The organism is Pseudomonas xionganensis (genome assembly GCF_009763245.1).
In the GTDB taxonomy this organism is placed as follows: Bacteria; Pseudomonadota; Gammaproteobacteria; order Pseudomonadales; family Pseudomonadaceae; genus Aquipseudomonas; species Aquipseudomonas xionganensis.
The window spans coordinates 2,226,477-2,252,905 of sequence record NZ_WKJZ01000001.1 but is presented as its reverse complement, the minus strand read 5'-3'; the positions used below and the strand labels follow the sequence as shown (position 1 = coordinate 2,252,905).

Genomic DNA, 26,429 nt, shown 5'->3' with positions numbered 1-26,429 from the left:
TGGATGTCGCCTTGCACATCCACCATTTCCCTGGGATCAAAGCCCGTAGGGTGGATAACGCGAAGCTTATCCACCGCCTACTCGCCTTGGCCGCGCCTACTTACTCCATCTCCCCGCACAGTTCGGCCGCGCGCAACAGCGCGGCGGTCAGGCTGTGCCGCTCCCAATCCGCCAGGGCGGCAAAACGCTGACGAAACTCTGGCGGCAGCAGGCTCGGTGCCTGTTGCACCAGCTCCCGCCCGGCATCGCTGAGCAGCAGCCACTGGCGCCGACGATCCTGATCGTCGCGCTGACGCTGCAACAGCCCCCGCTCCTCCAAACGATCGAGCATGCCCGACAGGGTTGCCGCCGTCAGGCTGACCCGACCGCTGAGGGCGCTGGCGGTCAGACGTGCTTCGCCCGCCAGCACCTGCAGAATCATCAGTTGCATGGGCGTCAGCCCACCGAAACGACTGAGGCGCTTGGCATGCACCTCACCGGCCTGCTGCAAGCGCCGCAGGGCCTGGAACAGCGGCAGTTCGAAGCCCACCACAGATGACAAATCTATTTCAGTAGAAACTATTTTTTCGGACATAACAGCCTTTAAATTCGACTTTAAGCTTTGACATCAAAGCATTTTTTTGGTTTGGTGTAAAAGGTTCGGCAAGCCCGGACAACTCCCCAACGGAAAAACCGGTAAGGATTTATATGTGCGGAATAGCTGGAGAATTACGTTTTGATCGCCAACCGGCCGACCTGGCTGCAGTTGAACGGATCACCCATCACTTAGCGCCGCGTGGCCCAGACGCCCACGGCTTTCACAGTCAGGGGCCGCTTGCCCTTGGCCATCGCCGGTTAAAAATCATGGATCTGGCCGAGGCCTCCGGCCAGCCGATGATCGACAGCACCCTTGGTCTGTCCATGGTGTTCAACGGCGCCATCTACAACTACCCGGAGCTGCGCAATGAGCTGCAGGCCCTGGGCTATCAGTTTTTTTCCGATGGCGACACCGAGGTGTTGCTCAAGGCGTACCACGCCTGGGGCGCCGAAATGCTGCCCAAGCTTAACGGCATGTTCGCCTTCGCCATCTGGGAGCGCGACAAGCAGAGCCTGTTTATCGCCCGCGACCGCCTCGGGGTCAAGCCGCTGTACCTGTCTCGCACCGGTCAACGCCTGCGTTTTGCCTCTACCCTGCCGGCCCTGATGGCCGGCGGTGATATCGGCAAGACCCTGGACCCCGTCGCCCTCAACCACTACCTGAACTTCCATGCCGTGGTACCGGCGCCGCGCACCCTGATCGCCGGGGTGGAAAAGCTGCCGCCGGCCAGCTGGATGCGCATCGACGCCCAGGGCAACTGCGAGCAGCAGACCTGGTGGAACCTGGAGTTCGGCCCGCGCCGCGACGAAGTGGCCTTTGGCCTGGAAGAATGGCGCGATGCCGTTCTGCAGGGCATGCGTGAGGCGGTATCGATCCGTCAGCGCGCCGCCGTGGATGTCGGTGTACTGCTCTCCGGCGGCGTCGATTCCAGCATGCTGGTGGGCCTGCTGCGCGAGGCCGGGGTGGAAAACCTGTCGACCTTCTCCATCGGCTTTCAGGATGCCGGTGGCGAGCGTGGCGACGAGTTCCAGTATTCCGACCTGATCGCCCAACGCTTTGCCACGCGCCATCATCAGCTGCGTATCGGCGAAAACGAGATCATCGAGCAGCTGCCGGCGGCTTTCCGCGCCATGAGCGAGCCCATGGTCAGCCATGACTGCATCGCCTTCTACCTGCTCTCGCGGGAGGTGGCCAAGCACTGCAAGGTGGTGCAGAGCGGTCAGGGCGCCGACGAGCTGTTTGCCGGCTACCACTGGTATCCCCTGGTGGATGGCGCCGACGACGCCTTTGCCGCCTACCGCGCCGCCTTCTTCGACCGCGACCATGAGGAATACGCCGCCTGCGTACAGCCCCAGTGGCTGACCGACGACATGGCCGGGGATTTTGTCCGCCAGCACTTCGCCCAGCCCGGTGCCATTGCCGCGGTGGACAAGGCCCTGCGCCTGGACAGCACGGTGATGCTGGTCGACGACCCGGTCAAGCGCGTGGACAACATGACCATGGCCTGGGGCCTGGAAGCACGCACGCCGTTCCTCGACTACCGCCTGGCCGAACTGTCGGCGCGTATCCCGGCCCGTTTCAAGCTGCCGAACGGCGGCAAGCATGTGCTCAAGGAAGCCGCACGCCAGGTGATCCCCAGCGAGGTGATCGACCGGCCCAAGGGCTACTTCCCGGTGCCCGGTCTCAAGCATCTGGAAGGCGCGACCCTGGGTTGGGTGCAGGATCTGCTGCTCGATCCCAGCCAGGACCGCGGCCTGTTCAACCCGGCCATGCTCGATCGCCTGCTGAGCGATCCCCAGGGTCAGCTGACCCCGCTGCGCGGTTCCAAGCTCTGGCAGATGGCGGCACTCAACCTGTGGCTGAACGAGCAAGGACTGTAAACGCGCAGGGTGGAAAACCGCGAAACGTTTTCCACCTACACGGTGGATGTGAAAAGCGACATCCACCCTACGCTCTGGCACCGCCGTAGCCCGGATGCAATCCGGGGATGTCACGACTCCATTTATGCCCGGACCCGATCCGGGCGTTGCAGACAGCAAAGGACAATTTCCATGCGCGCCACTGCCTTTAACCAACGCCTGCTGCGCGGCCAGTCGCCCTCCTACGAACGGCTGCAGGCCCGTTTTGCCGAAGAGCCGGACAGCGAACTGGGCCAGCCCAGGGCCGTGCACTGCGGCTGGGGCCGCCTGCTGATCGGCCACACCTACCCGGACCCCGCCGCCCTGGCCGCAGCCTTGCTGAGCGAGCAACCCGGCGAGCGGGATATCGCCCTGTATGTCGCCGCGCCGCACCAGGTTCTGGCCCAGGCCCCGCAACAGCTGTTTCTCGACCCCTCCGACACCCTGCGCCTGTGGTTCACCGACTACCGTCCGGCGCGGCGCGGCTTCCGTGGTTTTCGCGTGCGCCGCGCGCAGAACGAGGAAGACTGGCAAGCCATCAACTGCCTGTACCAGATGCGCGGCATGCTGCCCATCGATCCGACCAAGCTCACCCCGCGTCACCAGGGTGGCCCGGTGTACTGGCTGGCCGAGGATGAAGACAGCGGCGCGGTGATCGGCAGCGTCATGGGCCTCAATCACCACAAGGCCTATCAGGACCCGGAACACGGCAGCAGCCTCTGGTGCCTGGCCGTGGACCCGCAGTGCAGCCGCCCCGGAGTCGGCGAGGTGCTGGTGCGCCACCTGATCGAGCACTTTATGAGTCGGGGCCTGAGTTACCTGGATCTGTCTGTGCTGCACGACAACGACCAGGCCAAGCGGCTCTATGCCAAGCTCGGCTTCCGCCCGCTGCAGACCTTCAGCATCAAGCGCAAGAACGGCATCAACCAGCCGCTGTTCCTTGGCCCCGGCCCCCACAGCGAGATGAACCCCTATGCGCGGATCATCGTCGACGAGGCCCTGCGCCGCGGCATTGAGGTGCAGGTGGACGATGCCGCCGCCGGTCTGTTCACCCTGAGCCAGGGCGGCCGGCGCATCCGCTGCCGCGAATCGCTGACCGACCTGACCAGCGCGGTGAGCATGACCCTGTGCCAGGACAAGCGCCTGACCCACCGCGCCCTGTCGCGCGCCGGTTTGAGCGTACCGGCGCAGCGCCTGGCCGGCAGTGCCGAGGACAACGCCGCCTTTCTCGCAGAGCACGGCCGCCTGGTGGTCAAGCCGGTTGACGGTGAACAGGGCCAGGGGGTGGCGGTGGATCTGCGCAGCCCCGGCGAAGTGCAGGACGCCATCGAACGCGCCCGGGTATTCGACCAGCGCGTGCTACTGGAAAGTTTCCATGAAGGCCACGACCTGCGCGTGCTGGTGATTGGCTATGAGGTGGTCGCCGCCGCCATTCGCCGCCCGGCCGAGGTCGTCGGTGATGGTCGGCACAGCATCGGCGAATTGATCGACGCCCAGAGCCGGCGCCGTGAAGCCGCCACCGGCGGCGAAAGCCGCATCCCCAAGGACGGCGAAACCCTGCGTACCCTGCACGGTGCCGGCCTCGACTACAGCAGCGTGCTAGCGGCGGGCCAGCGCCTGGCCGTGCGCAAGACCGCCAACCTGCACACCGGCGGCACCCTGGAAGATGTCACCGCCATCCTCCACCCGGCCCTGCAGGAGGCGGCAATCAAGGCCGCGCGTGCCCTGGAAATCCCGGTGGTGGGCCTGGACCTGCTGGTACCGGCCGCCGACCAGGCCGAGCATGTGTTTATCGAGGCCAACGAGCGCGCCGGCCTGGCCAACCATGAACCGCAGCCGACTGCCGAGCGCTTTATCGACCTGCTGTTCCCCTTGAGCCAGGTGCCGAGCTAACCGATAGGCGCTTGCCCGCCCTGTATCCAGAGCGCCGGACAGGGCGGCGCCACCTCCACCGGCTATGGGCCTGCGTAGGGTGGATGACGCTTTTCTCATCCACCAGAGCGATTGGGGTGGATGGATATCGCGCCATCCATCCGATGAGATGGCCAGCCGCCCAGATGATTTTTGCCAGGAGAAGCCCTATGCAGAAACTCCCCGAACCCGACCTTGACTATCTGCAAAAGGTGTTGCTGGAGATGCTGGCCATCCCCAGCCCCACCGGCTTTACCGACACCATCGTGCGTTATGTGGCCGAGCGCCTGGAAGAACTCGGCATCCCCTTCGAGATGACCCGCCGCGGCACCATTCGCGGCACCCTCAAGGGCAAGCAGAGCAGCCCGGACCGGGCCGTGTCCGCTCACCTCGACACCATCGGCGCCAGCGTGCGCGAAATTCAGGACAACGGCCGCCTGGGCCTGGCGGCGGTGGGCTGCTGGTCCAGCCGCTTTGCCGAAGGCAGCCGGGTCAGCCTGTTTACCGACCACGGCGTGCTGCGCGGCAGCGTATTGCCGCTGATGGCCTCCGGCCACGCCTTCAATACGGCGGTGGATACCCTGCCGATCAGCTGGGATCACGTCGAACTGCGCCTGGACGCCTACTGCAGCACCCGCGCCGATTGCGAATCCTTGGGCATTGCAGTGGGCGACTTTGTCGCCTTCGACCCCCTGCCGGAGTTCACCGAGAGCGGTCATATCAGCGCCCGCCATCTGGATGACAAGGCCGGTGTGGCGGCGTTGCTGGCCTCGCTCAAGGCCATTGTCGACAGCGGCCTGGTTCCCGAAATCGACTGCCATCCGCTGTTTACCATCACCGAAGAAGTCGGCTCCGGGGCGGCGGCCGCCCTGCCCTGGGATGTCAGCGAGTTCGTCGGTATCGATATCGCCCCGGTGGCGCCGGGCCAGCAGTCCAGCGAGCACACCGTCAGCGTGGCCATGCAGGATTCCGGCGGCCCTTATGACTATCACCTGTCACGCCAGTTGCTGCGCCTGGCCGGCGAGCACGAAATCCCGGTGCGTCGCGACCTGTTTCGCTACTACCACAGCGATGCACAGTCGGCGATTACCGCCGGCCATGATATCCGCACCGCCCTGCTGGCCTTTGGCTGTGACGCCACCCATGGCTATGAGCGCACCCATCTCGACAGCCTCAAGGCCCTCAGCCGCCTGCTGACGGCCTACCTGCTCAGCCCGCCGGTCTTTGCCAGCGACGCCCAGCCCGCCCAGGGCTCCCTGGAGCGCTTCAGCCACCAGCTGGAACACAATGCACAGATGGAAAGCGATACCCGTGTCCCGGACGTGGACAGCCTGATCGGCTGCCGTGATCAAGACCCTTGATGGCGCCCGCGCATCCGGGCAAAGTGGCAGCTAACGCGAGGGCGCAAGACTGCCGCCCGGATAAGAACAAAGAGATCGACACATGCCTCGAATCGGGCTGGCCTTGCTGCTGTTCTGGCTTTGCGGCCCTGCCTGGGCGTTGCTGCCCGCCACCCTGGATTCAGACAATCTGCGCCTGACGCTGGGCCCGGCCATGGGCTATCTGGAAGACGCCGAGGGCAACCTGAGCCTGGAGCAGGTCGCCGAACTGTCCGATCAGGCCTTTACCCCGGTGGGGGCGGCCCACGCCAACCTGGGCAAGAATCAATCGGTCTGGTGGTTCAAGGTACGCCTGGACAACCGCCTGGATCAGCCTATCGGCGGCTATCTGGAGGTCAACTACCCCCTGCTCGACCATCTGCAGGTGTTTCTGCAGCCCCCCGACGGCCAATGGCAAAGCCAGGAAAGCGGCGACCGCTACGCTTTTGCCCAGCGCCCGGTGCAGGTGCGCAACTTCTGGTTCCCCCTACAACTGCCAACGGGCGAGAGCAGCCTGCTGATCCGCGTCGACACCACCAGCACGGTGTTCATGCCGCTGTACTTCAGCACCTACCAGGCCAGCGCAGCCAGCCAGGAAAACCTTATGGGCATCAACGGCGCCTTCTACGGCGTGTTGTTTGCCATGTTCTGCTACAACCTGTTCCTGTTCCTCTCGCTACGTGAATCGGCCTACTTCTGGTATCTGGTGTACAGCTTCAATATCGGCCTGTTCGCCGCCAGCTTCGATGGCATGCTGTTCAAGCTGCTGCCCGAACACATCGGCCTGCAGTCAGTGAGCATCTATATCCTGATGTTTATCCACTGCCTGACCGCCGTGCAGTTCAGCCGCCACTTCCTGCATACCCAGCAGTACTTCCCGCGCCTGGACCTGGGCCTGCGTCTGTTTATGCTGCTGGTGGGCGGCTGCCTGGTGTCGGTGCCGCTGATCGGCCTGCAGGCCTGGAATATCCTCGCCAGCCTGACCGTGCTGGCGGTGTCGCTGGTCTTGCTGCTATGCGGTGCCTATGTCTGGCGCCAGGGCCTGCGCTATGGCTCCTACTACATCCTGGCCTGGGGCATTCTGCTGGCGTCCTTTATCGTCGCCACCTCCGGCTCCCTGGGCCTGGAGCTGCTGGGCATGTACGGCGATGCGGTGGTCAAGGTGGGGGTCACGGTGGAGCTGATCACCCTCTCCATCGGTCTGGCCGACCGTATCAACCTGCTCAAGGAGGAAGGCTTCCAGTCACGTCGCGCCGCCGAGCAGGCCGAGTACGAGAGCCTGGCCAAGAGCCGCTTCCTGGCCAAGATGAGCCACGAGATCCGCACGCCGCTCAACGGTGTACTGGGCATGCTGCAACTGCTCAAGGAAACCCCGCTGGATCGCAGCCAGCGCTTCTATGTCGACACCATTTCCAGCTCCGGGCGCTCCCTGATGGCGGTAATCAACGACATCCTCGACTATGCCCGCATCGAATCCGGCAAGCTCAGCCTGGAGCATATCGAGTTCGACCTGGAAGACCTGATTTCGGAAACCCTCAGCCTGTTCACCGGGCAGGCCATCGACAAGCGCCTGCGCCTCTATGTCAGCCTGGAAAACGGTGTCCCCCGGCATATCCAGGGCGATCCCACACGGCTCAAGCAGGTGCTGATGAACCTCTTGAGCAACGCGGTGAAATTCACTGCCGAAGGCCATGTCTCGGTCAATGTCTGCCTGCGCAACGATTCCCACAACCAGCCGCACCTGATCTTTTCCATCAGCGACAGTGGTATCGGCATCAGCGACCAGGCCCTGAGCCAGCTGTTCCACTCCTTCGCCCAGGGCGACTCCAGCACCACCCGCCGCTACGGTGGCAGTGGCCTGGGTCTGGCCATCAGCAAGGAGCTGGTGGAAATGATGGGCGGCCGTATCGAAGTGCAGAGCACACCCGGCCAGGGCACCCGCTTCGCCTTCGATATGCCCCTGGGCGATGCGCCCCTGCAACGCGACCTGCTCAGCGAACTGCTGAAAGGCCGCATGGCCCTGCTCGCCTCCCTCGACGGCCTGGGCCTGGATGCCTTGAGCCGTCTGCTTGGGCGCTGGGGCATGCGCACCGAGCGCTGCCAGAACCCGGACAACCTGGCCGGTTATCTGGAAGACTTCACCACCCCACCGCTGCTGATCCTCATGGCGCCCTGGCCAGGCAGCATCAGCCACTGGCTGGATTCCCTGCGTGACCAGCTCAAGCCCGGCCAGCGCGTGCTGCTGCTCAGCCCCGCCGAACAGAACCTGCAAACCCCGCTAAGCCATGGCCTGCGGGTGGCCAATCTGGCCCAACCGCTCTCGGTGACTGCCCTGCGCCTGGCCCTGCAGGAGCTCTATGAAGAGCACCTGGCCCCGGTGCCAGCCCACCCCTTGCCTCTGCGCGCCGACACGGGCAGCACGCCGAGCATTCTGGTGGCCGAGGACAATCCGGTGAATCAGCTGGTGGTTCAGGGCTTTCTCAAGAAGCGCGGCTATAACGTGCGCCTGGTCGGAACCGGGCTGGCGGCCCTGAATGAGTATCAGCGCGCCCCCCAGGCCACCCAGCTGATTCTGATGGACTGCGAGATGCCGGAAATGGACGGCTTCGAGGCCACCCGGCAGATCCGCCGCTTCGAGCGCCAGCACAAGCTGCCCGCCGTGCCCATTGTCGCCCTGACCGCGCATATCCTCGATGAGCATCGGCACAACGGCGCCGAAGCGGGGATGAATGACTTCCTCGGCAAACCCATCGACAGTGCCAAGCTCTACAGCACCCTGGAGAGTTTTCTGCGCCAGGGCGATGAACATGGCTGAAACGCCCTGCCCTCGGCTATGATCGGCGCCGCCCTGGAGAACTTACCGTGCTGATCCCCGTCCACCTGCTTGAAGCCGATACCCTGACCCGCCTGATCGAAGACTTCGTCACCCGTGACGGCACCGACAATGGCGACGAAACCCCACTGGATACTCGCGTGCAGCGAGTGCGTCGGGCGCTGGACAAGGGCGAGGCGGTGATTGTCTTTGATGCCGACAGCCAGCAGTGTCAGCTGGCGCTGAAGCGCGATGTGCCGCGCGAATGGCTGGACGCGCTGCAGGACTGAAGCAACAGCTGCCTAGCTGCGCAGCCCGCCTTCGCGCTCCCAGGCGCATCTAACCCGCAGATCCCCTTCATGGGGGCTGTGCAGGCCGTTGTCCGATTCCCAGCGAAAGGTATGGGTGCCGTTGAGTTCGGTTTCCAGATGCACCACGGCACTGGCCCAGTACAGGCGCTTGAGCAGCGCCTCGAACTGCTGGATCCACAGCGCCCACTCGTATTCCACCGTACGGTAGCTGGCGCCGAAGTGGATCACCTGGGTCTGCAGGGCAGCCTCCAGCGGCTGCTCGCTGCAGGCGAACATCTCACGCCCCAGCAGGCTCCAGGCATCGCCCGCAGGCAAGCTATCCAGAACCTGACGATTGATCTCGCGGCGCAAACGGCTCTCCGCCGCACTGGCCGAGGGGCAGTCGCGGATGCAGCCATAAACGATGGATTCCGACTCCACACCGTCACTCCTGAAAAACTAGGCTGCCTTCTATCACAGGCGTGTCAGGCAAGAAAGGAACTGCGGCTAAAAATGCCTCTGGCCAGTCAATAAACCGGGGCATGGCCACAGGGCCTGAGATACCCCGTGCGCACCGCCGTATGTCGGCGGCGCGGGTGCATGAAGTGCTCCCCACCGCTGCCGGCAGGCAGTACCTAGTCGCACCGCCCCTTGCCCAATGCCCAGGCCACACCGCTCATCAGCAATGCCAGCACCGTCAGCACCATAAAGGGCAGCTGGTAATGCCCAGCCAGGTCCCGGGCCAGGCCCGTGAGCATGGGCGTCAGGCAGGCCAGGCTGTAGCCGACAAACAGCATCATCGAGGTCCAGCGGCTGACCGCCAGGGGCGAACCGGCTTCGTACAGGGGCAGTACCAGGGACAGGGCAAAGGAGCCGCCCAGCCCCAGGCCAATGGTCACGGCCCAGACCTCGGGAAAAAAGGTCGGCACGAAGGTGATCATGCCCAGACTCAAGGAGGAAAGCAGACCGCAGGCCAGCAACAGTCGGTAGCGGTTAAAAAAATGCTGGGCCAGCCAGGGCATCAGAAAAGAACCCGGCAGCCCCGCCAGCATCGACACGCTGAACAGGCTGTTGCTATGCAGCAGACTGAGACCGGCCTCGTGGTAGCGCGCCACCGACCAGGTGGCCAGGGCGTAGAACAGCCCGGCCTGGAGGGCAAAAAAACCGCTGATCAGCCAGGCGCGAGGCTCGCCCCAGGGCAAACCGACCGGCACGCTACCGCTCTCCTGCATGTCGCGTCGATTGGGCAGAGACAGCCACAGCAGCAACCCCAACAGCGCCGGCAGCGCCCAGAAGCCCAGGCCCCAGGCCCAGTCGTCGCGCAGCCACTGGGTCACCGGCGCGGTCAGCACCGCGCCGGCCGCACCGCCAATGGCCATGCTCAGGGAGTACCACCCCACCACGCTGCCCATGTGCCCGGCGAAGTGGCGCTTGATAAAGCCGGATAGCAGCGGGCCGGCCACGGCAATCCCGGCCCCCAGCAGCACGGCGCTGCCAATCAGCAGCAGGCTGAAATGCCCGGCCAGGCGCAGCAGCAGGGCCAGGGTAATCAGCCCCATGCACAGGGCAATGGTGCGCTCCAGACCAAAGCGCACGGCCAGGCGCGGCGCCAGCGGCGCCAGCAGGCCCATGCACAGCACCGGCAGCGCCGTGGTCAGGCTGATCAGGGAACGGTTCAGGGCCAGCTCGCTGGCGATTCGCTCGATCAGCGGCGCCAGGGAGGTGATGCCCGGGCGCAGGTTGATCGCCGCCAGGATCAGAGCCAGCAACAGCAGGCTCCGGGGGAAAGGTTTCACAGAAGGTCCATCAGTTGTGCGGGCACTCAACCCTAACGCCCGAACCTTGTGGAGACAATACTCGGGCGCAGCTTTCCTGATCGCTCGATCAGCTCTTGTTGCGGGGCGCGCGCATCTTGTCGGCCATATTGGTCATTTCCGTGTAAAGCAGCTGCGGGTTCTGCCGCTTCAGGGCCCAGGCCATACGCCCCTGCTCATGGGGCAGGATCATAAATTCGCCCTTGGCGATTTCCTGGTAGATGTAGTCGGCGATATCCGCGGCGCTGATCGGCGAGCTTTCCAGCAGCTTGCCGACCTGGGCCTTCATGGCCGGGGTCGGGCCGCGGAAGGAGTCCAGCAGGTTGGTCTGGAAGAACGAGGGGCAGACCACGTGCACGCCGATTTCCTGGCTTTTCAGCTCAATCAGCAGGCTTTCCGACAGGGCCACCACGCCGGCCTTGGCCACGTTGTAGTTGCTCATGGCCGGGCCCTGCATCAGGGCAGCCATGGAGGCGACATTGACGATCTTGCCCTTGCTCTTTTCCAGCAGCGGCAGGAAGGCCTTGCAGCCCTTGACCACGCCCATCAGGTTGATCGCGATCTGCCAGTCCCAGTCTTCCAGGGACAGGTCGGCGAAGAAGCCACCGGAGGCCACCCCGGCGTTGTTGACGATCACATCGATGCCGCCCAGTTTCTCCTCGCAGGCCTGGGCCAGGGCGGTGAGCTGGCTGTAGTCGCGCACATCGCAACGCTGGGTAAAGCCATCGCCGCCGGCTTCACGCACCAGCTTGAGAGTTTCTGCCAGGCCCGGCTCGTTGACGTCGGAAAGCGCCAGCTGCCAGCCCTCACGTGCCCAACGCAGGGCGATTTCACGCCCCAGACCCGAACCTGCGCCGGTGATCATCATGCGATTTTGCATAGGAAGCTGCCTTGTCATGCTGTGGTTGATGGGGCCAGTGTAGCTGGGGAAATTATCTGGCCCTCATACCATCAGCCCCATGAATAAGGCCTGCTAAGCCCCACTCAACCGCGCAGCCTCCTGGCCAGGCTACTGCTGTACCTGCAACAGCGGCGCCACATCCACCCGTGCATGCATCTGCTCGCCGCCACCGCCGCGGCGCATGCCGCGTACCGGGCAGGCATCCAGGTAGTCCAGACCCACCGCAAGCTTCAGATGCCGCTCGGGTTTGGCCAGGCAGTTGGTCACATCGAAGCTGTACCAGGCGCCATCCAGCCAGGCCTCGGCCCAGGCGTGACTGGCCAGATGATCCTGGCTGTCGGCGAACAGGTAGCCCGACACATAGCGCGCCGGCACGCCCAGGCTGCGGGCGCAGGCGAGGAAGGCATGGGCATGATCCTGACAGACGCCCTGCCCTCCGGCGAACGCCTCGACCGCACTGGTTTCTACCCGTGTGGCGCCAGGCTGATAGCGGATATGAGCATTCAAGGCATGCATCAGATCGATCAGGCCGCTGCGGTCCGGGCGACCATGGCTCTGCAGCATGGCGAACTCGCGCAGGGCCTCATCGGCCTCGGTCAGGCGGGTAAAGCGCAGAAACGGCAAGGCCGACTGGCTTTCGTGCTCGGCCTCGCGGGATTCGTCGATTTCCACCTGGCCACGGGCGCCGATGACGATGGATTCGTGGGGCTCGTCCAGGGTCAGCACGTGGAGGATATTGCCGTAGGGGTCGAGCTGGGCGCGCACCGGGCGCGGCAGGTCGAGCTGCCAGCTGAGCACCTGCTGGCGTTCGCTGTCATGGGGGGTCAGGCGCAGGTACTGGATGCTGTTACGCACCTGATCCTCATAGTGGTAGTGGGTGTCGTGGCGAATGGACAGTCTCATGCGACCTCCAGATAGGATGTGTGGATGACATTGCCCAGCTGGCGCACCAGCAGGATGAAATCGGTGAGCCAGGCGTGCAGCCCTTCATCGAGCACTTCCTCGATGCTGGTGTAGCGCAGCCGCGCCTCCAGTTCGGCGGCCAGACGCTGGGCCGGGCGGCCGTTGTCACCGGGCAGGCTGGCGAGCATCAGGCTGAGTTCGTCCATGCAGGCGCGTAGCGAACGCGGTACTTCCGGGCGCAGCAGCAGCAACTCGCTGACCTTGCGCGTGCCGGGCGAGCCACGGTAGATCTCGGCGAAGGCCTCGAACGAGGACAGCGCCCGCAGCAGTGCGGTCCACTGGTAGTAGCTGCGGGCCGGTCGGCCGTCGATTTCATCGATGTCCTCGCCGAGCATCTCGTAGCGCGCATCGAGCAGGCGAAGGGTGTTGTCGGCCCGCTCGATAAAGGTGCCCAGACGGATAAAACGGTACGGATCGCCGCGCATGATGGTGCCGAAGGTGGCGCCGCGGAACAGGTGCGAGCGCTCCTTGACCCACTCGCAGAAACGGCTGATGCCATAGCGGCCCAGGCCCTGCTCGGCGATACCGCGAATTTCAAGCCAGGTGGCGTTGATGTTCTCCCACATATCGGCAGTGATCCGCCCGCGCACGGCGTGGGCGTTGCTGCGCGCGGCCTGCAGGCAGCAGTAGATGCTCGCCGGGTTGCTCGCATCGAGGGCGAAGAAGTGCAGCATGCGCTCGGCATGCAGCGGGCCGTGGCGCTCCAGATAGTCATCCAGGGTGCCGGTAATCAGCAGCGGCAGGGCCAGTTCTTCCAGGCCATCGCCACGGCCGTCCTGGGGCATCAGCGACAGCGAGTAGCTGACTTCAAGCATGCGCGCGAGGTTTTCCGCGCGCTCCAGGTAGCGCGACATCCAGTACAGATCAGAGGCAGTTCTACTCAACATGATTAGTCCTCCACCACCCAGGTGTCCTTGGTGCCGCCACCCTGGGACGAGTTGACCACCAGCGAGCCTTCGCGCAGCGCCACGCGGGTCAGGCCGCCGGGGACGATGCGGGTTTCCTTGCCGGAAAGCACGAAGGGCCGCAAGTCGATATGCCGCGGCGCGATGCCCTGCTCGACAAAGGTCGGACAGGTCGACAGGCACAGGGTCGGCTGGGCGATATAGGCCGCCGGGTTGGCCTTGAGGCGCTCGCGGAAGGCTTCAATTTCCGCCTTGCTCGCCGCCGGGCCGACCAGCATGCCGTAGCCGCCGGAACCCTGGGTTTCCTTGACCACCAGCTGCTCCAGGTTGGCCAGTACATGGGACAGCTCGGCAGGCTTGCGACACTGGTAGGTCGGCACGTTTTTCAGGATCGGCTCTTCATCCAGGTAGAAGCGGATCATTTCGCCGACATAGGGGTAGATCGACTTGTCGTCCGCCACCCCGGTGCCGATGGCGTTGGCCAGCACCACATTACCGCTGCGGTAGCAGGCCAGCAGACCGGGCACGCCGAGCATGGAATCCGGGTTGAAGGCCAGCGGGTCGAGGAAGGCGTCGTCGAGGCGGCGGTAGACCACGTCCACCTGCTTGGCCCCGGCGGTGGTGCGCATAAAGAGTTTGTCGTCGCGTACGAACAGGTCCGCGCCCTCGACCAGCTCCACGCCCATTTCCCGAGCCAGGAAGGCGTGCTCGAAGTAGGCGCTGTTGAAGCGCCCCGGGGTCAGCACCACCACATTGGGGTTATCCAGCGGGCTGGAGGATTTCAGCGTGTCGAGCAGCAGGTTCGGATAGTGATCGATGGGGGCCACGCGCTGGGCGGCGAACAGCTCGGGGAACAGGCGCATCATCATCTTGCGGTCTTCGAGCATATAGCTGACGCCGCTGGGGGTGCGCAGGTTGTCTTCCAGCACGTAGTAGCTGCCGTCGCCATCGCGTACCAGGTCGACCCCGGCGATATGGGCGTAGAGGTCGCGGTGCAGGTTGAGGCCCTGCATGGCGATCTGGTAGCCCTCGTTGGCCAGCACCTGCTCGGCGGGGATGATCCCGGCCTTGAGGATGCGCTGCTCGTGGTAGAGGTCGGCGAGAAACATGTTCAGCGCCTGCACGCGCTGGATACAGCCGCGTTCGACGATGCGCCATTCGCTGGCGGGGATGCTGCGCGGGATGATGTCGAACGGAATCAGGCGCTCGGTGCCCTGGTCATCGCCATACAGGGTGAAGGTGATGCCGGCGCGGTGGAACAGCAGATCCGCCTCGCGGCGGCGCTGGGCCAGCAACTCGGCCGGCGTATCGGCCAGCCAGCGGGCAAAGGTCTGATAATGCGGGCGGACAGCGCCACTCGCGTCGTACATCTCGTCATAAAAGGTGCGGGCCATGCCGTACTCCTTGTCACCCGGACATGGAGTCGGCTTTGCAAGGCCCGCGCCATCGATTAAAAGTCTTTTAAATCAATAGGTTGCTTATTCACCCAAACGAGATTGCACCAAGCCGGGGCGCAACCGTGACCACCAAGTCGCGCAGCGCGCCATTTTAAGGCGCATCGCTTGGATAGGGCGTAGGGTGCGCCGTGCGCACCACGTGACCGAGGCCTGCACCGGTGCGCATAGCGCACCCTACCCCTTTACGCGGCTGTGTTAGGCGTAGGGTGGATAACGCTGTTTTTATCCACCACAAGGCAACCAATGGTGGATGGGTAAAGCGTCATCCACCCTACCGGAGTATCAGAGCCCGGCGAGACTCAGCCAATGGCGGTAGAAGCCTTCAGCCACACGGTTGAGTTCGGCCACCTTGGCCGGTAGCTCATCCAGCATCAGCGCCCGGCTCTGTTGGCTGGGCTGGGTTTCGTCTAGCAGGTGGTGCCAGTCATCCAGCCATTCGCGCACCAGGGCTTCGGTCATTTCCGGATGGCCCTGCAGGGCCAGCACCTTGTCGCCCCAGGCAAAGCCCTGGTTGGCGCACCAGGGGCTGCTGAGCAAAGGCTGCGCGCCCTCGGGAATGGCAAAGCTGTCGCCATGCCACTGGAACATGGGGAACTGCACGGGCAGATGGGCCAGCCAGGGGCTGGGGGCTGACTGATCCAGGCGGGTCAAGGGCTGCCAGCCGCTTTCGGTGTAGGGCATTCGGCTGATTTCGGCACCCAGAGCCTTGGCCAGCAGTTGACCACCCAGGCAGTGACCGATCAGCGGGATATCGCGGCGGATCAGATGCTGCAGCGCCGCCACCTCGGTCTGCAGCCAGGGCAGCGGGTCGTTCACGCTCATGGGCCCGCCCATGATGGCCACGGCTTTGGGCCGATCCAGATCGATACCGTCCAGCTCGCCCAGATCGGCGCGCAGTACGGCAAAGCGGTGCCCGCCCTCCTCCAGCACCTGGGCCAGATGGGCCGGTGGGCAGTAGTCGATATGGGTAAAAATCAGAATATCGGTCATTGCGAAAGCCTGTGAACTGAACGCGAAAAGCCGCCAGTCTGAGGCAAAGCGCAGTATGGGTCGAGTCGGCGACACCGCCCGGCCATGGCCGGACGGTGCCTGCTGCACTCAGGGACGCAGGTTCTTGACCTCCTGAGTCACGCCCCAGCCGTCCAGCTTGCCGCCCAGAGGGGCGACCACGGCTTCCAGATCATGCTCGAAGTCATCAATGCCATGGTAGGTGGCGAACATCACCTTGCTCACCTGCAGATGCCACACCCCGTCGTCACGCTCGGTCACCAGGGCGTGCAGTGATTCGCCTCGAAACTTGCGGGTTGCCATACGGGCCCGTTCCTCGTCCGGGAAGATGGCGTAGAACTCGATGGGATGGAAGCTGGCGAAGTCGAAACCGCCTTCCTTCATCCGCCGTAAAACCCCATTGCTGACATCATCGTGCAAGGCTGCGCTCATAAAGTGACCTCCTCAGGCGATGGAAAAAGACGCGAGGAGCTGCCGACGTTCCGCCAGATGCCACGACGTAACTGCAACAGCCCTTAGGAACCAACTAAAGAACCAACTGCGTTGTCGATGCTGCGTGAAACCATCTGTAGAACACCTTCCCGTCGCCACCGCACTCGGTTTTGCGGTGTAGTGGCACCTGTTTCAGCGCCACCCGGGAGTCAGGCACGTCACTGCCTGTTTTGCCTAAAACCAGTTCTTGAGGCGAACTGGAAGACGGTGACCAGTGCAGAGTGCACCGCCAGAGCCGTCATCTGCAGACTAGTCCTATCTCCATGCATTTGCCCAGGAAAAGTTGTTACAGCCGGCCACAGGCAGCCGATGCGCAGTTTATGGACGACTGAGCCAGGCCATCATCAGACGGCTCAACCAGGCCGGGGTGATCTGCCCGGCCCAGTACAGCAGCTTGAACTGCAGGCTGACCGGGCGATGCACCAGCGGCCTGTGGGCCTGCTGCCAGACGGCCTGAGCCACATCCTCGGCGCCCAGGTTGACCCCCAGACGGCGCAGCACCGGGGCCTGCACCTGCTGGTCATTAAGCATTGGGGTGCTGACAAAGGGCGGCATCAGGTCGCCGACGCCGATGCCATGGCGCGCCCACTCGATCTCCAGGGCCTCGGTCAAGCCGCGCACGGCGAACTTGGAGGCCGAGTAGCTGGCCAGCTCCGGCACGCCATACACACCGGACGCCGAGCCCATATTGATCACCTGGGCACCGGGGGTGGCCTTGAGATAGGCAAAGGCGGCATGGGTCATATTGATCAGGCCGAGGACGTTGATCTGCAGAATGCGGGCATGCTCGGCCGGCTCAATCGTCTCGAACTGACCAATACGCAGCACCCCAGCGCTGTTGAACAGCAGGCGCAGCTGTCCGCCCTGGCCGGCGCAGAAGTCCGCCAGGGCCGCCTTGACCGCTGCTGCGTCGGTGACATCCAGTTCGGCATTCCAGGCCCCGCCCAGCTCGGCGGCCAGTTGCGCCAGGGCCTGGCGATTGCAGTCGAGCAGGCCGACCCGCCAGCCCTGTTGGTGAAACAGACGCGCCGTGGCCGCGCCGATACCGGAGGCGGCGCCGGTAATCAGGATGTTCTTCATTCAGCAGCCCCGCTCGCGCAGAAAACTCACCACCTCGGCCAGGGCGAAATCCGCCGCCTTGAGCATGCCGGCATGGGCCTGGAACACATGCCACAGGTCCGGGTAGCGCTGCAGGCGCACCTCCACCCCGGCGGCCCTGGCCTTGTCGGCAAAACGCAGGCTGTCATTGCGCAGGATCTCGTCCTCGCCCACCTGGATCAGCACAGGCGCCAGGCCCTTGAGATCGGCGAACAAGGGTGACAAAGCCGGGTCATCCAGGCGTATCCCCGGCGGGCAGTAGAGGCCACGGGCCTGCTCCACCCAGGCGCGATGGATCAGCGGATCGCCCGCCGGCGGCTCGTGCAGCTGCTCGCCGGTAAAATCCACCACGGGTGAGAAACACACCAGCGCCGCCGGTTGCGGCAGGCCCAGGTCGCGCAGGCGCAGGCTGGTGATCAGGCTCAGGTTGCCGCCGGCCGAGTCACCGCCGATCACGATCTGCTCGGGTTTGTAACCCATCTCTAGCAGGGCCTCAAAGGCGGCCACGGCATCTTCGCTTGCCGCCGGAAAGGGATGCTCCGGGGCCAGGCGATAATCCAGGGCGCACACTTGCAGCTGCCCACGCTTGGCCAGGTTGGCGCAAATGGCCCGGTGGGTATTGGGCCCACCGATCAGGTAGGCGCCGCCGTGCAGATAGAGCAACACCGTGCCGCGAGCACTCTGCGGCTTGTGCCACTCACAGGCTCGCCCACCCAGGGTGCCGGCGCTACGGCTGACCCCACGCAGCGGCGGCGTGGCAGCGGTGAGCAGGCGCAAGACCGCACGCTGCCCGGCAATCGGCATGGGTGGACGCACCAGGCCACGGAACAACAGGCGCAGGGCACCACGCAGCACGCTGCGCAACAGCGGCTGGTCCTGGGCCGGGGCGGTGAATTCAGCGGATGCAGTCATAGTCGGCAAGCTCCGGAGCGCGGGTCAGGTGGCGGTAGGTGAAGGTATAGCCCGGCCAGTTGTTGGTGCTCTTGCCGGAGGCGGTTTTGTACCAGCTGGAACAGCCCTGCTCCCATATCGTTCGATGTGAATCGGCCTGGATACGGCGGTTGTAGGCCTGCTGCACCTGAGCCTTGACGTCCAGATAGCGCAGCCCCCGGGCCTGCAGCGCCTGGATGCAGCCCAGCACATAGCGGAACTGGCTCTCCAGCATATAGATGATGGAGCTGTGGCCCAGGTTGGTGTTGGGCCCATAGAGGATAAACAGGTTGGGGAAACCGCTGACGCTGATGCCCTTGTAGGCCTCGGCACCCTCGCGCCAGGCCTGGTTCAGCTCCACCCCGTCACGCCCACGAATCTGCATCGGCGCGAGAAAATCCGTGGCGGCAAACCCGGTGCCGTAGATCAGCACATCGCAGGCATGCTCCTGGCCATCGCGGGTGCGGATGCCAGTACTCGTCACCGCTTCGATGGCCGTATCGATCACCTGCACATTGGTCTGGGCCAGGGCCGGCAGGTAGTCGTTGCTGATCAGGATGCGCTTGCAGCCCATGGGGTAATCCGGCTGTAGCCTGGCGCGTAGGGCCGGGTCGGGAATATGCCGGCGCAGGTGCCGATCAAAACCGGAACGAAACACTTTCATCAGCCAGGGCAGGCTGATAAAGGCCAGGCCGCGCACCTCATGCTGCAGGTACTGCAGGCTGCGATCCAGGCGCTGCAGCCAGGGCAGACGGCGCAGCAGCGCCAGCTCCCAGGGCCGGTAGGCGCGATCGGCCTTGGGCAACACATAGGCCGCCGAGCGCTGGAACAGCTTGAGCTCGGCCACCCTGGGCTGGATCTGCGGCACAAACTGGATGGCCGAGGCCCCGGTGCCGATCACCGCCACGCGCTTGCCGGCAAGGTCCAGGTCATGGCGCCAGCGCGCCGAGTGGAAAGCCTCGCCCTGGAACTGCTCGATACCGGGAATGGCCGGATAGGCTGGCTGGTTGAGCTGACCGCAGGCGCTGATCAGCACCTCGGCGGTCAGCTCCTCGCCGCTGCTCAAACTGACCCGCCAGAGCCCGGCCGACTCATCGAAGGCGGCGCTGCGCACTTCGGCCTGCAGGCGGATATGCGGGCGCAGGCGGTACTTGTCCACGCAATGCTGCATATAGCCGTGGATCTCGGCCTGGGGGGCGTACTTGCGGCTCCAGTCGACCTTGGGCTCGAAGGAAAAGGAGTACAGGTGTGAAGGCACATCACAGGCCGCACCGGGGTAACTGTTATCGCGCCAGGTACCACCGATATCCCCGGCTTTTTCCAGCAGCAGAAAATCCTCGAAGCCGGCCTGACGGAGCTGGATGGCCATGCCGAGGCCACCGAAGCCGGTGCCGATGATCAGGATGCGCAAGGCCTTGGCCGTTTGACTGTGGTTATTCATTGTTATCTCGTCTGGTTGAGCGCTACCTGCATGCTACTTGTACCCGCGGCCCCGGGTTATGGCATAGTCGGCCAACCTATTGTGATTTTCGGACAACCCTATGCTCTGCCCCGGCCCCAAACGCAGCATCACCAGCCTGCAACTGCTGACCCAGCTGGGCCTGGAGCATGGCCTGAGTCTGGACCACTGTCTCAAGGGGTGCGACCTGACTCCGCTGCAACTGGCCGACCCGCTGCAGGAGTGCGATTCACAGCAGGAACTGCGCCTGATTGCCAATCTGATCGAGGCGCTGCCGGCGGTCACCGACCTGGGCCTGCAGGCTGGCCTGCGCTACCAGCTGACCACCTACGGCATCTGGGGCTACGCCCTGCTCAGCAGCCAGAGCTTTCGCCAGGCCGCCGAGACCGGCCTGCGCTATCTGGACCTGACCTTCGCCCTCACCCGCATCCACCTGAGTGAAGACCCCGAGCTGGCCCACCTGCACCTGACCGACAGCCACCTGCCCGCCGCTCTGCAGAGCTTTCTGGTGCAGCGCGATGCGGCGGCGGTGCTGGTGATCCAGCGCGAGCTGACCGGCGCTGCAGTCGCCTTGAGCCAGGTGCAGTTGCGCATGCCGGCACCGGCAGATCCGCAGCCCTTTATTCAGGCGTTTGGCCTGCTGCCGCACTTCGCCAGCGACGAGAACCGCATCAGCTTTGCCCGGACACTGCTCGATGCGCCCCTGCCCCGGGCCAATCCGGCCATGGCCAGCCTCTGCGAGCAGCAGTGCCAGGCGCTGCTGGACAAACGCCGGGTACGCAGCGGCCTGGCCGGCCAGGTGCGCGATCGTCTGTTGCGCACCCCCGGCTGGCTGGCCGATATGGAGCAGATCGCCGCTGAACTGCACCTCAGCAGCCGCACCCTACGCCGCCGTCTAAAGGATCAGGGCAGCAGCTTCCGCCAGCTGCAGGAAGAGGTGCGCCAGACCCTGGCCGAAGAACTGCTGAGCGGCAGCAGCCTGACCCAGGCGCAGATTGCCGAACGCCTGGGCTATAGCGAGGTGTCCAATTTCCTCCATGCCTTCAGACGCTGGAAGGGACAGACGCCGCAGCAGTACCGCCGCCACCGCAGCAACGCCTGAGCGGCTGCTAACCTTGCCAACAGAAACATCCGTTGCTGTCACTGGGAGGTGCCGTGTCCACTTTGCTCAAACGCCTGCAAACCCGCCTTGTCCTGAGCGGCGCCCTGTTGCTGGGCAGCGCCCAGGCCGCGCCGTTGGAGCAGCTGCACCTGTTCGTTCCAGGCCCCGCTGGTAGCGGCTGGGATACCAAGGCCTATGCCGTGGGCGATGCCCTGTTGGCCACCGGCCTGGCGCAACAGGTGGTATACGATCGCTGGGAAGGGGCCGGCGGCTGGCGCGGCCTGCAGAAATTCCTCGCCGATGACAGCCTCAAGAACGCCTTGATGGTGCAGTCCAGCCCCCTGATCTACCGGCCGCTCACCGGCACCTACCTCAAGGGCTTTCGCGAACTGGCGCCGCTGGTAGTGCTGTCCAACGAAGCCGAAGCGGTGGTGGTGGCCAGCCACTCGCCCTACCAGAACATCCAGCAACTGGTTGCCGCCCTGAATGCCAACCCGATGCGCCATCCCGTCATTCTCGGCGCCTCGAAAGGCAGTATCGACCACTTCGCCGCCGCCATGATTCTGAAAAAGGCCGGTGTGACCCAGCCGAAAAACCTGCGCTTCACCTTCCGCCGCAGTGACGAGGAAGCCGTGCAGGCCTTGCAAAGTGGCTTTGAAGGCATCGTCCTGTTTACCGGCCTGGGTGGCCTGGGTGAAGCTCTGGCCAGCGGCGAGGTGCGCCTGCTGGCCGTGAGCACGGCACAGCGTATCCCAGGTTTCGATGCCCCGACCCTGAGGGAACAGGGCGTGGATCTGGTGTTCAACAACTGGCGCGGCTTTTTTGCCCGCGCGGATCTGCCGGCAGACCAACGTCAGACCTATACCCGGGCGCTGCTGCAACTGAGCCAGACCGCGCACTGGCACGCCACCCTGGCCCGCCATGGCTGGTCGCCCCTGGTGCTCAGTGGCGATGAGCTGCTGCGCTTTCTCGAAGAAGAGGAAAGCAAGTTCGCCGCAATTCTGCAGGACATCGACCTGCTCTGAATCGGGCGCGCCAGAAAGCCGCCTGAGCGCGGCTCGAACGCCTGATTACCGACACTGGCTTTTCGCCATTTTCTCCGGCATTTTGCCGCTTTTACCCCTCAAGTCTTCGCCATTTAGCGCCGATACTCGGGGTAGCCATCTGACTGGAGTACGGCATGCGACAGGGTTTTCTCGGGTATTTCCTGCCACAGGCGCTCAATGATCAAACCAGCATGCTGCTGGCCCGCACCCTGGCCTTCAGTGGCCTGTGCAGCGTGGTAATCGGCCTCTACAGCTGCATCAAGTGGGGCCGCCTGGGCAACGAGGCGCTGATGTACGGGTCACTGCTCTTGGTGCTGGGCATGCCGCTGATGCTGCTGGTACTGCGCAGCGCCCTGTTCCCCCTGATCGTGGCGGCCAATCTGGCCCTGACCTGCATGGCCAGCTATTCGATGCTGCTGATCTACCAGCTCGGCGGTCTGAATTCGGCGCATATCTACTGGCCGGCGGTGATCATCGTGTTCGCCTATCTGCTGGCAGACAGCCGCAGCGCCATGTTCTGGAGCCTGGTACAGGCCATCTTCGTGTTCTGGTTGATCCGCCTGGAACGCAGCGGCGCGGCCTTGCCGGTGTTCGAGTTGAGCGCCAAGGATGCCATGGTCAACACCTACTCCGGTTATATCCTGCCGGTACTCACCGTCTGGCTGGCCCAGTGGTACAACGCCAAACTGCGCAGCCAGGCGCTGAGCGATGCCGAGCAGGCCCTGAATGAATCCCGCGCCTTCGGCGACAGCGCCGCACGCAACCAGCAGCAACTGGCCGGCATGGTCGATGAAGTGCGCAATACCGCCCGCGACCTGTTGCAGATGGCCGGCCAGCTGCAGCAGACCCTTAGCGGCATCCGTCAGCGCTGCCAGAGCATCGACACCGATGTGCAACAACAGGCCGACGCCATGCAGCAGCTGGACCTGGCCCTGCATGAGGTTCTGCAGAACCTGGCCGAAAGCACCGGGCATATGCAGCAGCTGAGCCAGGACACCCAGCACAGCAGCGGCCAGGTCAACCTCTGTGCCCAGCGCATGGAAGAAGCCCAGACCAGCATGCAGGCCATCCAGCAGAGCAATCAGCGCATCGCCGAATCCATGCAGATGATCAGCGCCATCGCCCAGCAGACCAACCTGCTGGCCCTCAACGCGGCCATCGAGGCGGCCCGGGCTGGTGAACATGGCCGTGGCTTTGCCGTGGTGGCCGACGAGGTGCGCAGCCTGTCCCAGCGCAGCAATGAAACCGCTGACCGGGTGCAGAGCGTGCTCGGTCAGTCGCAGCAGATCGTCGACACCGGCGCCGCCCAGGTCAGCGATGTGGGCAGCGCCCTGGCCAGCAATGCCGGCCTGACCGACAACCTCTCCAGCGCCATTCTGCAACACAGTCAGGCCCTGGATCGCGCCCACCAGCAGCTGGCCCATGTGCGTGACAACAGCGCGGCCCAGCGCGAAGCCAGCCAGCGTCAGCGCGAGGCCAGCGCCGAACTGCTCAGCGCCCAGGAATCATTGGTCATGCTCGGCGAACAGCTTGAGCAGCTGTCCCATCAGCTGCATCAGCGGGTGGCCAGCCAGTAGCGAATCAGGGCGGCGCGATGCGCCCTAGCACCCGGGCCGGCTGACTGAGCGGCAAGGCGAGCACCAGGCCCTCCCCCGACGCCGGGAATATCCCGGTCAGGGCGGTGATATTGACCTGATGGGACACTAGCACCAGGGGCACGCCCCGGGGCTGGGCATTGATCTGTTCGATCAGCTGGCGCGTGCGTTCGGCGCCCTGCCGGGGCTGGACGAAGAAGGAATCCAGGACCGGCGCGGGCTCAACTGCCCCCAGGCCCATGGCGCTGGCGGTGTCCTGAGCCCGGCACCAGCGGCTGCTGAGCAGGCGCGGATGCTCGATCCCCTGGCGGCGCAGCAACTGTCCCCAGCGCTGCGCCTGCTCACGGCCGGCCTGATTGAGGTTGCGCTGGGTGCGGCAATCACCCAGCTGGAAATTCGCCGGATCACCCGTGCCTGGCGCTGTGGCATGGCGCAACAGCAAGACCGCACGTCCCTCGCGCAGGGCCTGCCAGGCCTCGGCTTCGGTCGCACTGGCCGGGCCCGCCAGCAGCAGGGCCAGGCCCAGGACAAGCAGGTTACGCATGGCGTTGACCTAGAACCTGATAGTGCCGCGGGGCCCCATCAGCGCCCAGATGATCAGGCCGATCACCGGCAGCAGCACGATCAGCAGAATCCACAACACCTTCTTGCCGCTGTCGACATTGCTCTTGATCACATTGAGGATGGCCCAGATGCACAGGGCCAACACGACCAGACCGAGCAGACTGTTGAACATGGATCCCATGATGACGCTCCTTGAATGAGGCTTACCCCTCTAGGATAGCCAGCCCCCAACAGAGTTCAGATCTATTTGCCGGTTAACAGGCCGTTGAAAAACGTAGGCGAGGCAGGCAAGACAAGGCGCTACGTTAGTAACAGCCTCCGGCTGGTCAAAACGGCCGAAGAAGCGGAGTTTACGTGCTGTAAATGAGCATTCTGAGGCCGTTTTTAACGCAGGATTGCCCACGCACGACTGCATGGATGCAGGAGGTAGGGCGACGCAGGAGGCCAAAGCCGAGGTAGTTTTTCAACAGCCTGTTAATCATCCAGGCCTGGGATCAAGCCCGCCAGGGTCTGGTCGGCCAGCGTCGCAGCCGGCACCTTGCTGCTGGCGAACAGGCGAACGAGCGCCAGGCGCGGCTGCTCGCCGATATCCAGCCAATGCACCACCCCGGCCGGCACCCGCAGCAGGTCGTGTTTCTCGCACTGCACGGCCAGCACATAATCATCCACCTGCAGACACAGCTGCAGTCGCCCGCCTACGCAATAGAACTGCTGATCCACCGGGTAGCGCCGAGCCTGACGCAGGCTGGTGCGCTGCTCCGGGGCGCCGTCGATGCCGCAATCCAGGCTGAGCACCTCCAGGCTGGCATAGCCCTCACTCTGCAGGCGCGCCAGGGGTTCTGCACAGGCGGCGAGGATGCTGGCCTGGTCGGCACCGGCCGGCAGCGCACTTGCAAGCGGCAGGCTCAGCAGCTCGATACCGGCTACGCCCAGGGTGCTGGCGATATCTTCCATATGGGTCAGGGTCTTGTTCGCCTGCTCGGGCGTGGACTGGTGATAAACGCTCAGGATGCTCATGGGCATATCCCCTTAAAGATGATGGACGGGCCGTTGCTCATGCATGCCCCAGGCGCACACCGCAGCGGCGGCCAGGGCCACCAAGCTGGCGATGGCAAAGGTTGCGGGCGCACCCAGGCTGTTCCAACTGTAACCGGAATACAGGGCGCCGAGGGCACCGCCGATACCGGCCAGGGTGGCATACAGGGCCTGGCCCTGGCCTTGCTGGCGGTCGGCGAAGCTGCGCTGAATAAAATGGATGGAGGCGGCGTGGAAACTGCCAAAGGTGGCGGCGTGCATGCACTGAGCCAGCAGCAGAATCGGCAGATGCTCGGCCAGATTGCCCAGCAGCAGCCAGCGCAGCGCGGTGATCAGAAAGCTGGCCAGCAGCACCGTACGCAGGCGGTAACGGGTCAGCAAACGGGCCATAAACAGAAACAGCACAATCTCCGCCACCACCCCCAGTGCCCAGAGCATGCCGATCAGGCCACGGCCATAACCCAGCGCCTCCAGATGCAGGCTGAGGAAGGTGTAATAGGGGCCGTTGCTCAGCTGCATCAGCCCAACGCTGAGGAAGAAGGCGAGCACGCCGGGACGACGCAACTGACGCAGGAAACCGCCCACATGGCCGTCTTCGGGTCTGGACTGCGGCTGGGCATTGGGCACCCAGAAGCTGCTGGCAACGATGCCGGCCATGATCAGAATCAGCGCCCAGGGGTAGGCATCCAGGCTGATGCGCTGGAACAGCTGCCCCAAACCCACCACCGCGACAATAAAACCGATGCTGCCCCACAGGCGGATCTGACTGTAGCGCGCCGCCTGCTCACGCAGATGGGCCAGGGTAATGACCTCGAACTGCGGCAGCACCGCATGCCAGAAGAAGGCATGGGCGGCCATGATCAGCGCCAGCCAGGCATAGCTGTGGCTGATAAAGATGCCGGCAAAACAGAGCAAGGTGCAGATGGCGCCAAAACGCACGATGGCCAGGCGCTGGCCGCTACGATCGCCCAGCCAGCCCCAGAGGTTCGGCGCCAGGCAGCGCATCAGCATGGGAATGGCGATCAGCTCGCCGATGCGCGCGGCGCTGAAACCCAGGTGGTCGAAATACAGAGCTAGAAACGGCGCCGTGGCGCCGAGCAGGGCAAAGTAGAAAAAGTAAAAACCGGACAGGCGCCAGTAAGGCAATGCGCCATTCATGGCGTGCCCCTGGCCTGGGTTGAGCATGGGCCGCA

General features: G+C 64.3%; 24 protein-coding genes. 8 read left to right on the top strand and 16 right to left on the bottom strand.

Going from position 1 to position 26,429, the window contains the following annotated elements:
• Window positions 1-100 precede the first annotated feature (100 nt).
• The gene (locus GJV18_RS10505) at window positions 101-574 is read right to left on the bottom strand and encodes a MarR family winged helix-turn-helix transcriptional regulator (RefSeq protein WP_160345188.1); all 474 of its coding nucleotides are present in this window, start codon (window positions 572-574) and stop codon (window positions 101-103) included.
• Between the two features lie 113 nt (window positions 575-687).
• On the opposite strand from GJV18_RS10505, the gene GJV18_RS10500 reads away from it, so the two are divergent.
• From GJV18_RS10500 to GJV18_RS10480, 5 genes are all read left to right on the top strand, one after another.
• Window positions 688-2,457 carry an N-acetylglutaminylglutamine amidotransferase gene (locus GJV18_RS10500; protein ID WP_160345186.1) on the top strand — a complete coding sequence of 590 codons (1,770 nt, stop codon included), beginning with the start codon at window positions 688-690 and terminating at the stop codon, window positions 2,455-2,457.
• Between the two features lie 171 nt (window positions 2,458-2,628).
• Entirely contained in the window at window positions 2,629-4,368 is a 1,740-nt protein-coding gene (gene ngg, locus GJV18_RS10495) for an N-acetylglutaminylglutamine synthetase (protein WP_160345184.1), read from the top strand.
• 188 nt (window positions 4,369-4,556) lie between these two features.
• Complete coding sequence (locus GJV18_RS10490) at window positions 4,557-5,747, top strand: osmoprotectant NAGGN system M42 family peptidase (protein WP_160345182.1); 1,191 nt, start codon at window positions 4,557-4,559, stop codon at window positions 5,745-5,747.
• A gap of 82 nt (window positions 5,748-5,829) precedes the next feature.
• Entirely contained in the window at window positions 5,830-8,580 is a 2,751-nt protein-coding gene (locus GJV18_RS10485) for a hybrid sensor histidine kinase/response regulator (protein ID WP_160345180.1), read from the top strand.
• A gap of 47 nt (window positions 8,581-8,627) precedes the next feature.
• The gene (locus GJV18_RS10480; RefSeq protein ID WP_160345178.1) at window positions 8,628-8,867 is read left to right on the top strand and encodes a YheU family protein; all 240 of its coding nucleotides are present in this window, start codon (window positions 8,628-8,630) and stop codon (window positions 8,865-8,867) included.
• Between the two features lie 12 nt (window positions 8,868-8,879).
• Here GJV18_RS10480 and GJV18_RS10475 read toward each other — a convergent pair whose 3' ends face one another.
• The 11 genes from GJV18_RS10475 to GJV18_RS10425 form a co-directional block, all read right to left on the bottom strand.
• Entirely contained in the window at window positions 8,880-9,308 is a 429-nt protein-coding gene (locus GJV18_RS10475; RefSeq protein WP_160345176.1) for a hypothetical protein, read from the bottom strand.
• 194 nt (window positions 9,309-9,502) lie between these two features.
• On the bottom strand, window positions 9,503-10,663 hold the full coding sequence (locus GJV18_RS10470; RefSeq protein WP_160345174.1) for an MFS transporter: 1,161 nt from the start codon (window positions 10,661-10,663) through the stop codon (window positions 9,503-9,505).
• Window positions 10,664-10,751: 88 nt separating this feature from the next.
• On the bottom strand, window positions 10,752-11,561 hold the full coding sequence (locus GJV18_RS10465; protein ID WP_160345172.1) for an SDR family oxidoreductase: 810 nt from the start codon (window positions 11,559-11,561) through the stop codon (window positions 10,752-10,754).
• A gap of 129 nt (window positions 11,562-11,690) precedes the next feature.
• On the bottom strand, window positions 11,691-12,485 hold the full coding sequence (locus GJV18_RS10460; protein WP_160345170.1) for a transglutaminase family protein: 795 nt from the start codon (window positions 12,483-12,485) through the stop codon (window positions 11,691-11,693).
• Window positions 12,482-13,432: an alpha-E domain-containing protein gene (locus GJV18_RS10455; RefSeq protein ID WP_160345168.1), complete on the bottom strand. Its 951-nt coding sequence runs from the start codon at window positions 13,430-13,432 to the stop codon at window positions 12,482-12,484. Before GJV18_RS10455 ends, GJV18_RS10460 begins: the two co-directional genes overlap by 4 nt.
• Before the next feature lie 2 nt (window positions 13,433-13,434).
• Entirely contained in the window at window positions 13,435-14,844 is a 1,410-nt protein-coding gene (locus GJV18_RS10450) for a circularly permuted type 2 ATP-grasp protein (protein WP_160345166.1), read from the bottom strand.
• A gap of 345 nt (window positions 14,845-15,189) precedes the next feature.
• Window positions 15,190-15,897, bottom strand: a complete 708-nt coding sequence (locus GJV18_RS10445) for a type 1 glutamine amidotransferase (RefSeq protein ID WP_160345164.1) — start codon at window positions 15,895-15,897, stop codon at window positions 15,190-15,192.
• Between the two features lie 108 nt (window positions 15,898-16,005).
• Entirely contained in the window at window positions 16,006-16,347 is a 342-nt protein-coding gene (locus tag GJV18_RS10440) for a ribonuclease E inhibitor RraB (RefSeq protein ID WP_160345162.1), read from the bottom strand.
• A gap of 378 nt (window positions 16,348-16,725) precedes the next feature.
• Entirely contained in the window at window positions 16,726-17,487 is a 762-nt protein-coding gene (locus GJV18_RS10435; RefSeq protein WP_160345160.1) for an SDR family oxidoreductase, read from the bottom strand.
• A complete protein-coding gene (locus tag GJV18_RS10430) occupies window positions 17,488-18,417 on the bottom strand; it encodes an alpha/beta hydrolase (RefSeq protein WP_160345158.1) in 930 nt (309 codons plus the stop codon).
• A complete protein-coding gene (locus GJV18_RS10425) occupies window positions 18,401-19,876 on the bottom strand; it encodes a flavin-containing monooxygenase (protein ID WP_160345156.1) in 1,476 nt (491 codons plus the stop codon). Before GJV18_RS10425 ends, GJV18_RS10430 begins: the two co-directional genes overlap by 17 nt.
• Window positions 19,877-19,976: 100 nt before the next feature.
• Here GJV18_RS10425 and GJV18_RS10420 point away from each other — a divergent pair, with 100 nt between their 5' ends.
• The 3 genes from GJV18_RS10420 to GJV18_RS10410 all read left to right on the top strand — a co-directional run bounded on the left by GJV18_RS10420 (window position 19,977) and on the right by GJV18_RS10410 (window position 23,619).
• The gene (locus tag GJV18_RS10420) at window positions 19,977-20,996 is read left to right on the top strand and encodes an AraC family transcriptional regulator (RefSeq protein WP_160345153.1); all 1,020 of its coding nucleotides are present in this window, start codon (window positions 19,977-19,979) and stop codon (window positions 20,994-20,996) included.
• A 53-nt stretch (window positions 20,997-21,049) separates the two neighbouring features.
• Entirely contained in the window at window positions 21,050-22,021 is a 972-nt protein-coding gene (locus GJV18_RS10415; RefSeq protein WP_160345151.1) for a Bug family tripartite tricarboxylate transporter substrate binding protein, read from the top strand.
• A 155-nt stretch (window positions 22,022-22,176) separates the two neighbouring features.
• Window positions 22,177-23,619: a methyl-accepting chemotaxis protein gene (locus GJV18_RS10410; RefSeq protein ID WP_160345149.1), complete on the top strand. Its 1,443-nt coding sequence runs from the start codon at window positions 22,177-22,179 to the stop codon at window positions 23,617-23,619.
• 4 nt (window positions 23,620-23,623) lie between these two features.
• Here the strand turns inward: GJV18_RS10410 and GJV18_RS10405 are convergent, their stop codons facing one another.
• The 4 genes from GJV18_RS10405 to GJV18_RS10390 form a co-directional block, all read right to left on the bottom strand.
• Window positions 23,624-24,181 carry a histidine phosphatase family protein gene (locus GJV18_RS10405; protein WP_160345147.1) on the bottom strand — a complete coding sequence of 186 codons (558 nt, stop codon included), beginning with the start codon at window positions 24,179-24,181 and terminating at the stop codon, window positions 23,624-23,626.
• Between the two features lie 9 nt (window positions 24,182-24,190).
• Window positions 24,191-24,382 (bottom strand): PLDc N-terminal domain-containing protein, encoded by a 192-nt coding sequence (locus GJV18_RS10400; protein ID WP_160345145.1) that lies wholly within the window; start codon window positions 24,380-24,382, stop codon window positions 24,191-24,193.
• Window positions 24,383-24,675: 293 nt separating this feature from the next.
• Complete coding sequence (locus GJV18_RS10395; protein WP_160345143.1) at window positions 24,676-25,218, bottom strand: cupin domain-containing protein; 543 nt, start codon at window positions 25,216-25,218, stop codon at window positions 24,676-24,678.
• Window positions 25,219-25,230: 12 nt separating this feature from the next.
• The gene (locus tag GJV18_RS10390; RefSeq protein WP_160345141.1) at window positions 25,231-26,394 is read right to left on the bottom strand and encodes an MFS transporter; all 1,164 of its coding nucleotides are present in this window, start codon (window positions 26,392-26,394) and stop codon (window positions 25,231-25,233) included.
• Between the last annotated feature and the right edge of the window lie 35 nt (window positions 26,395-26,429).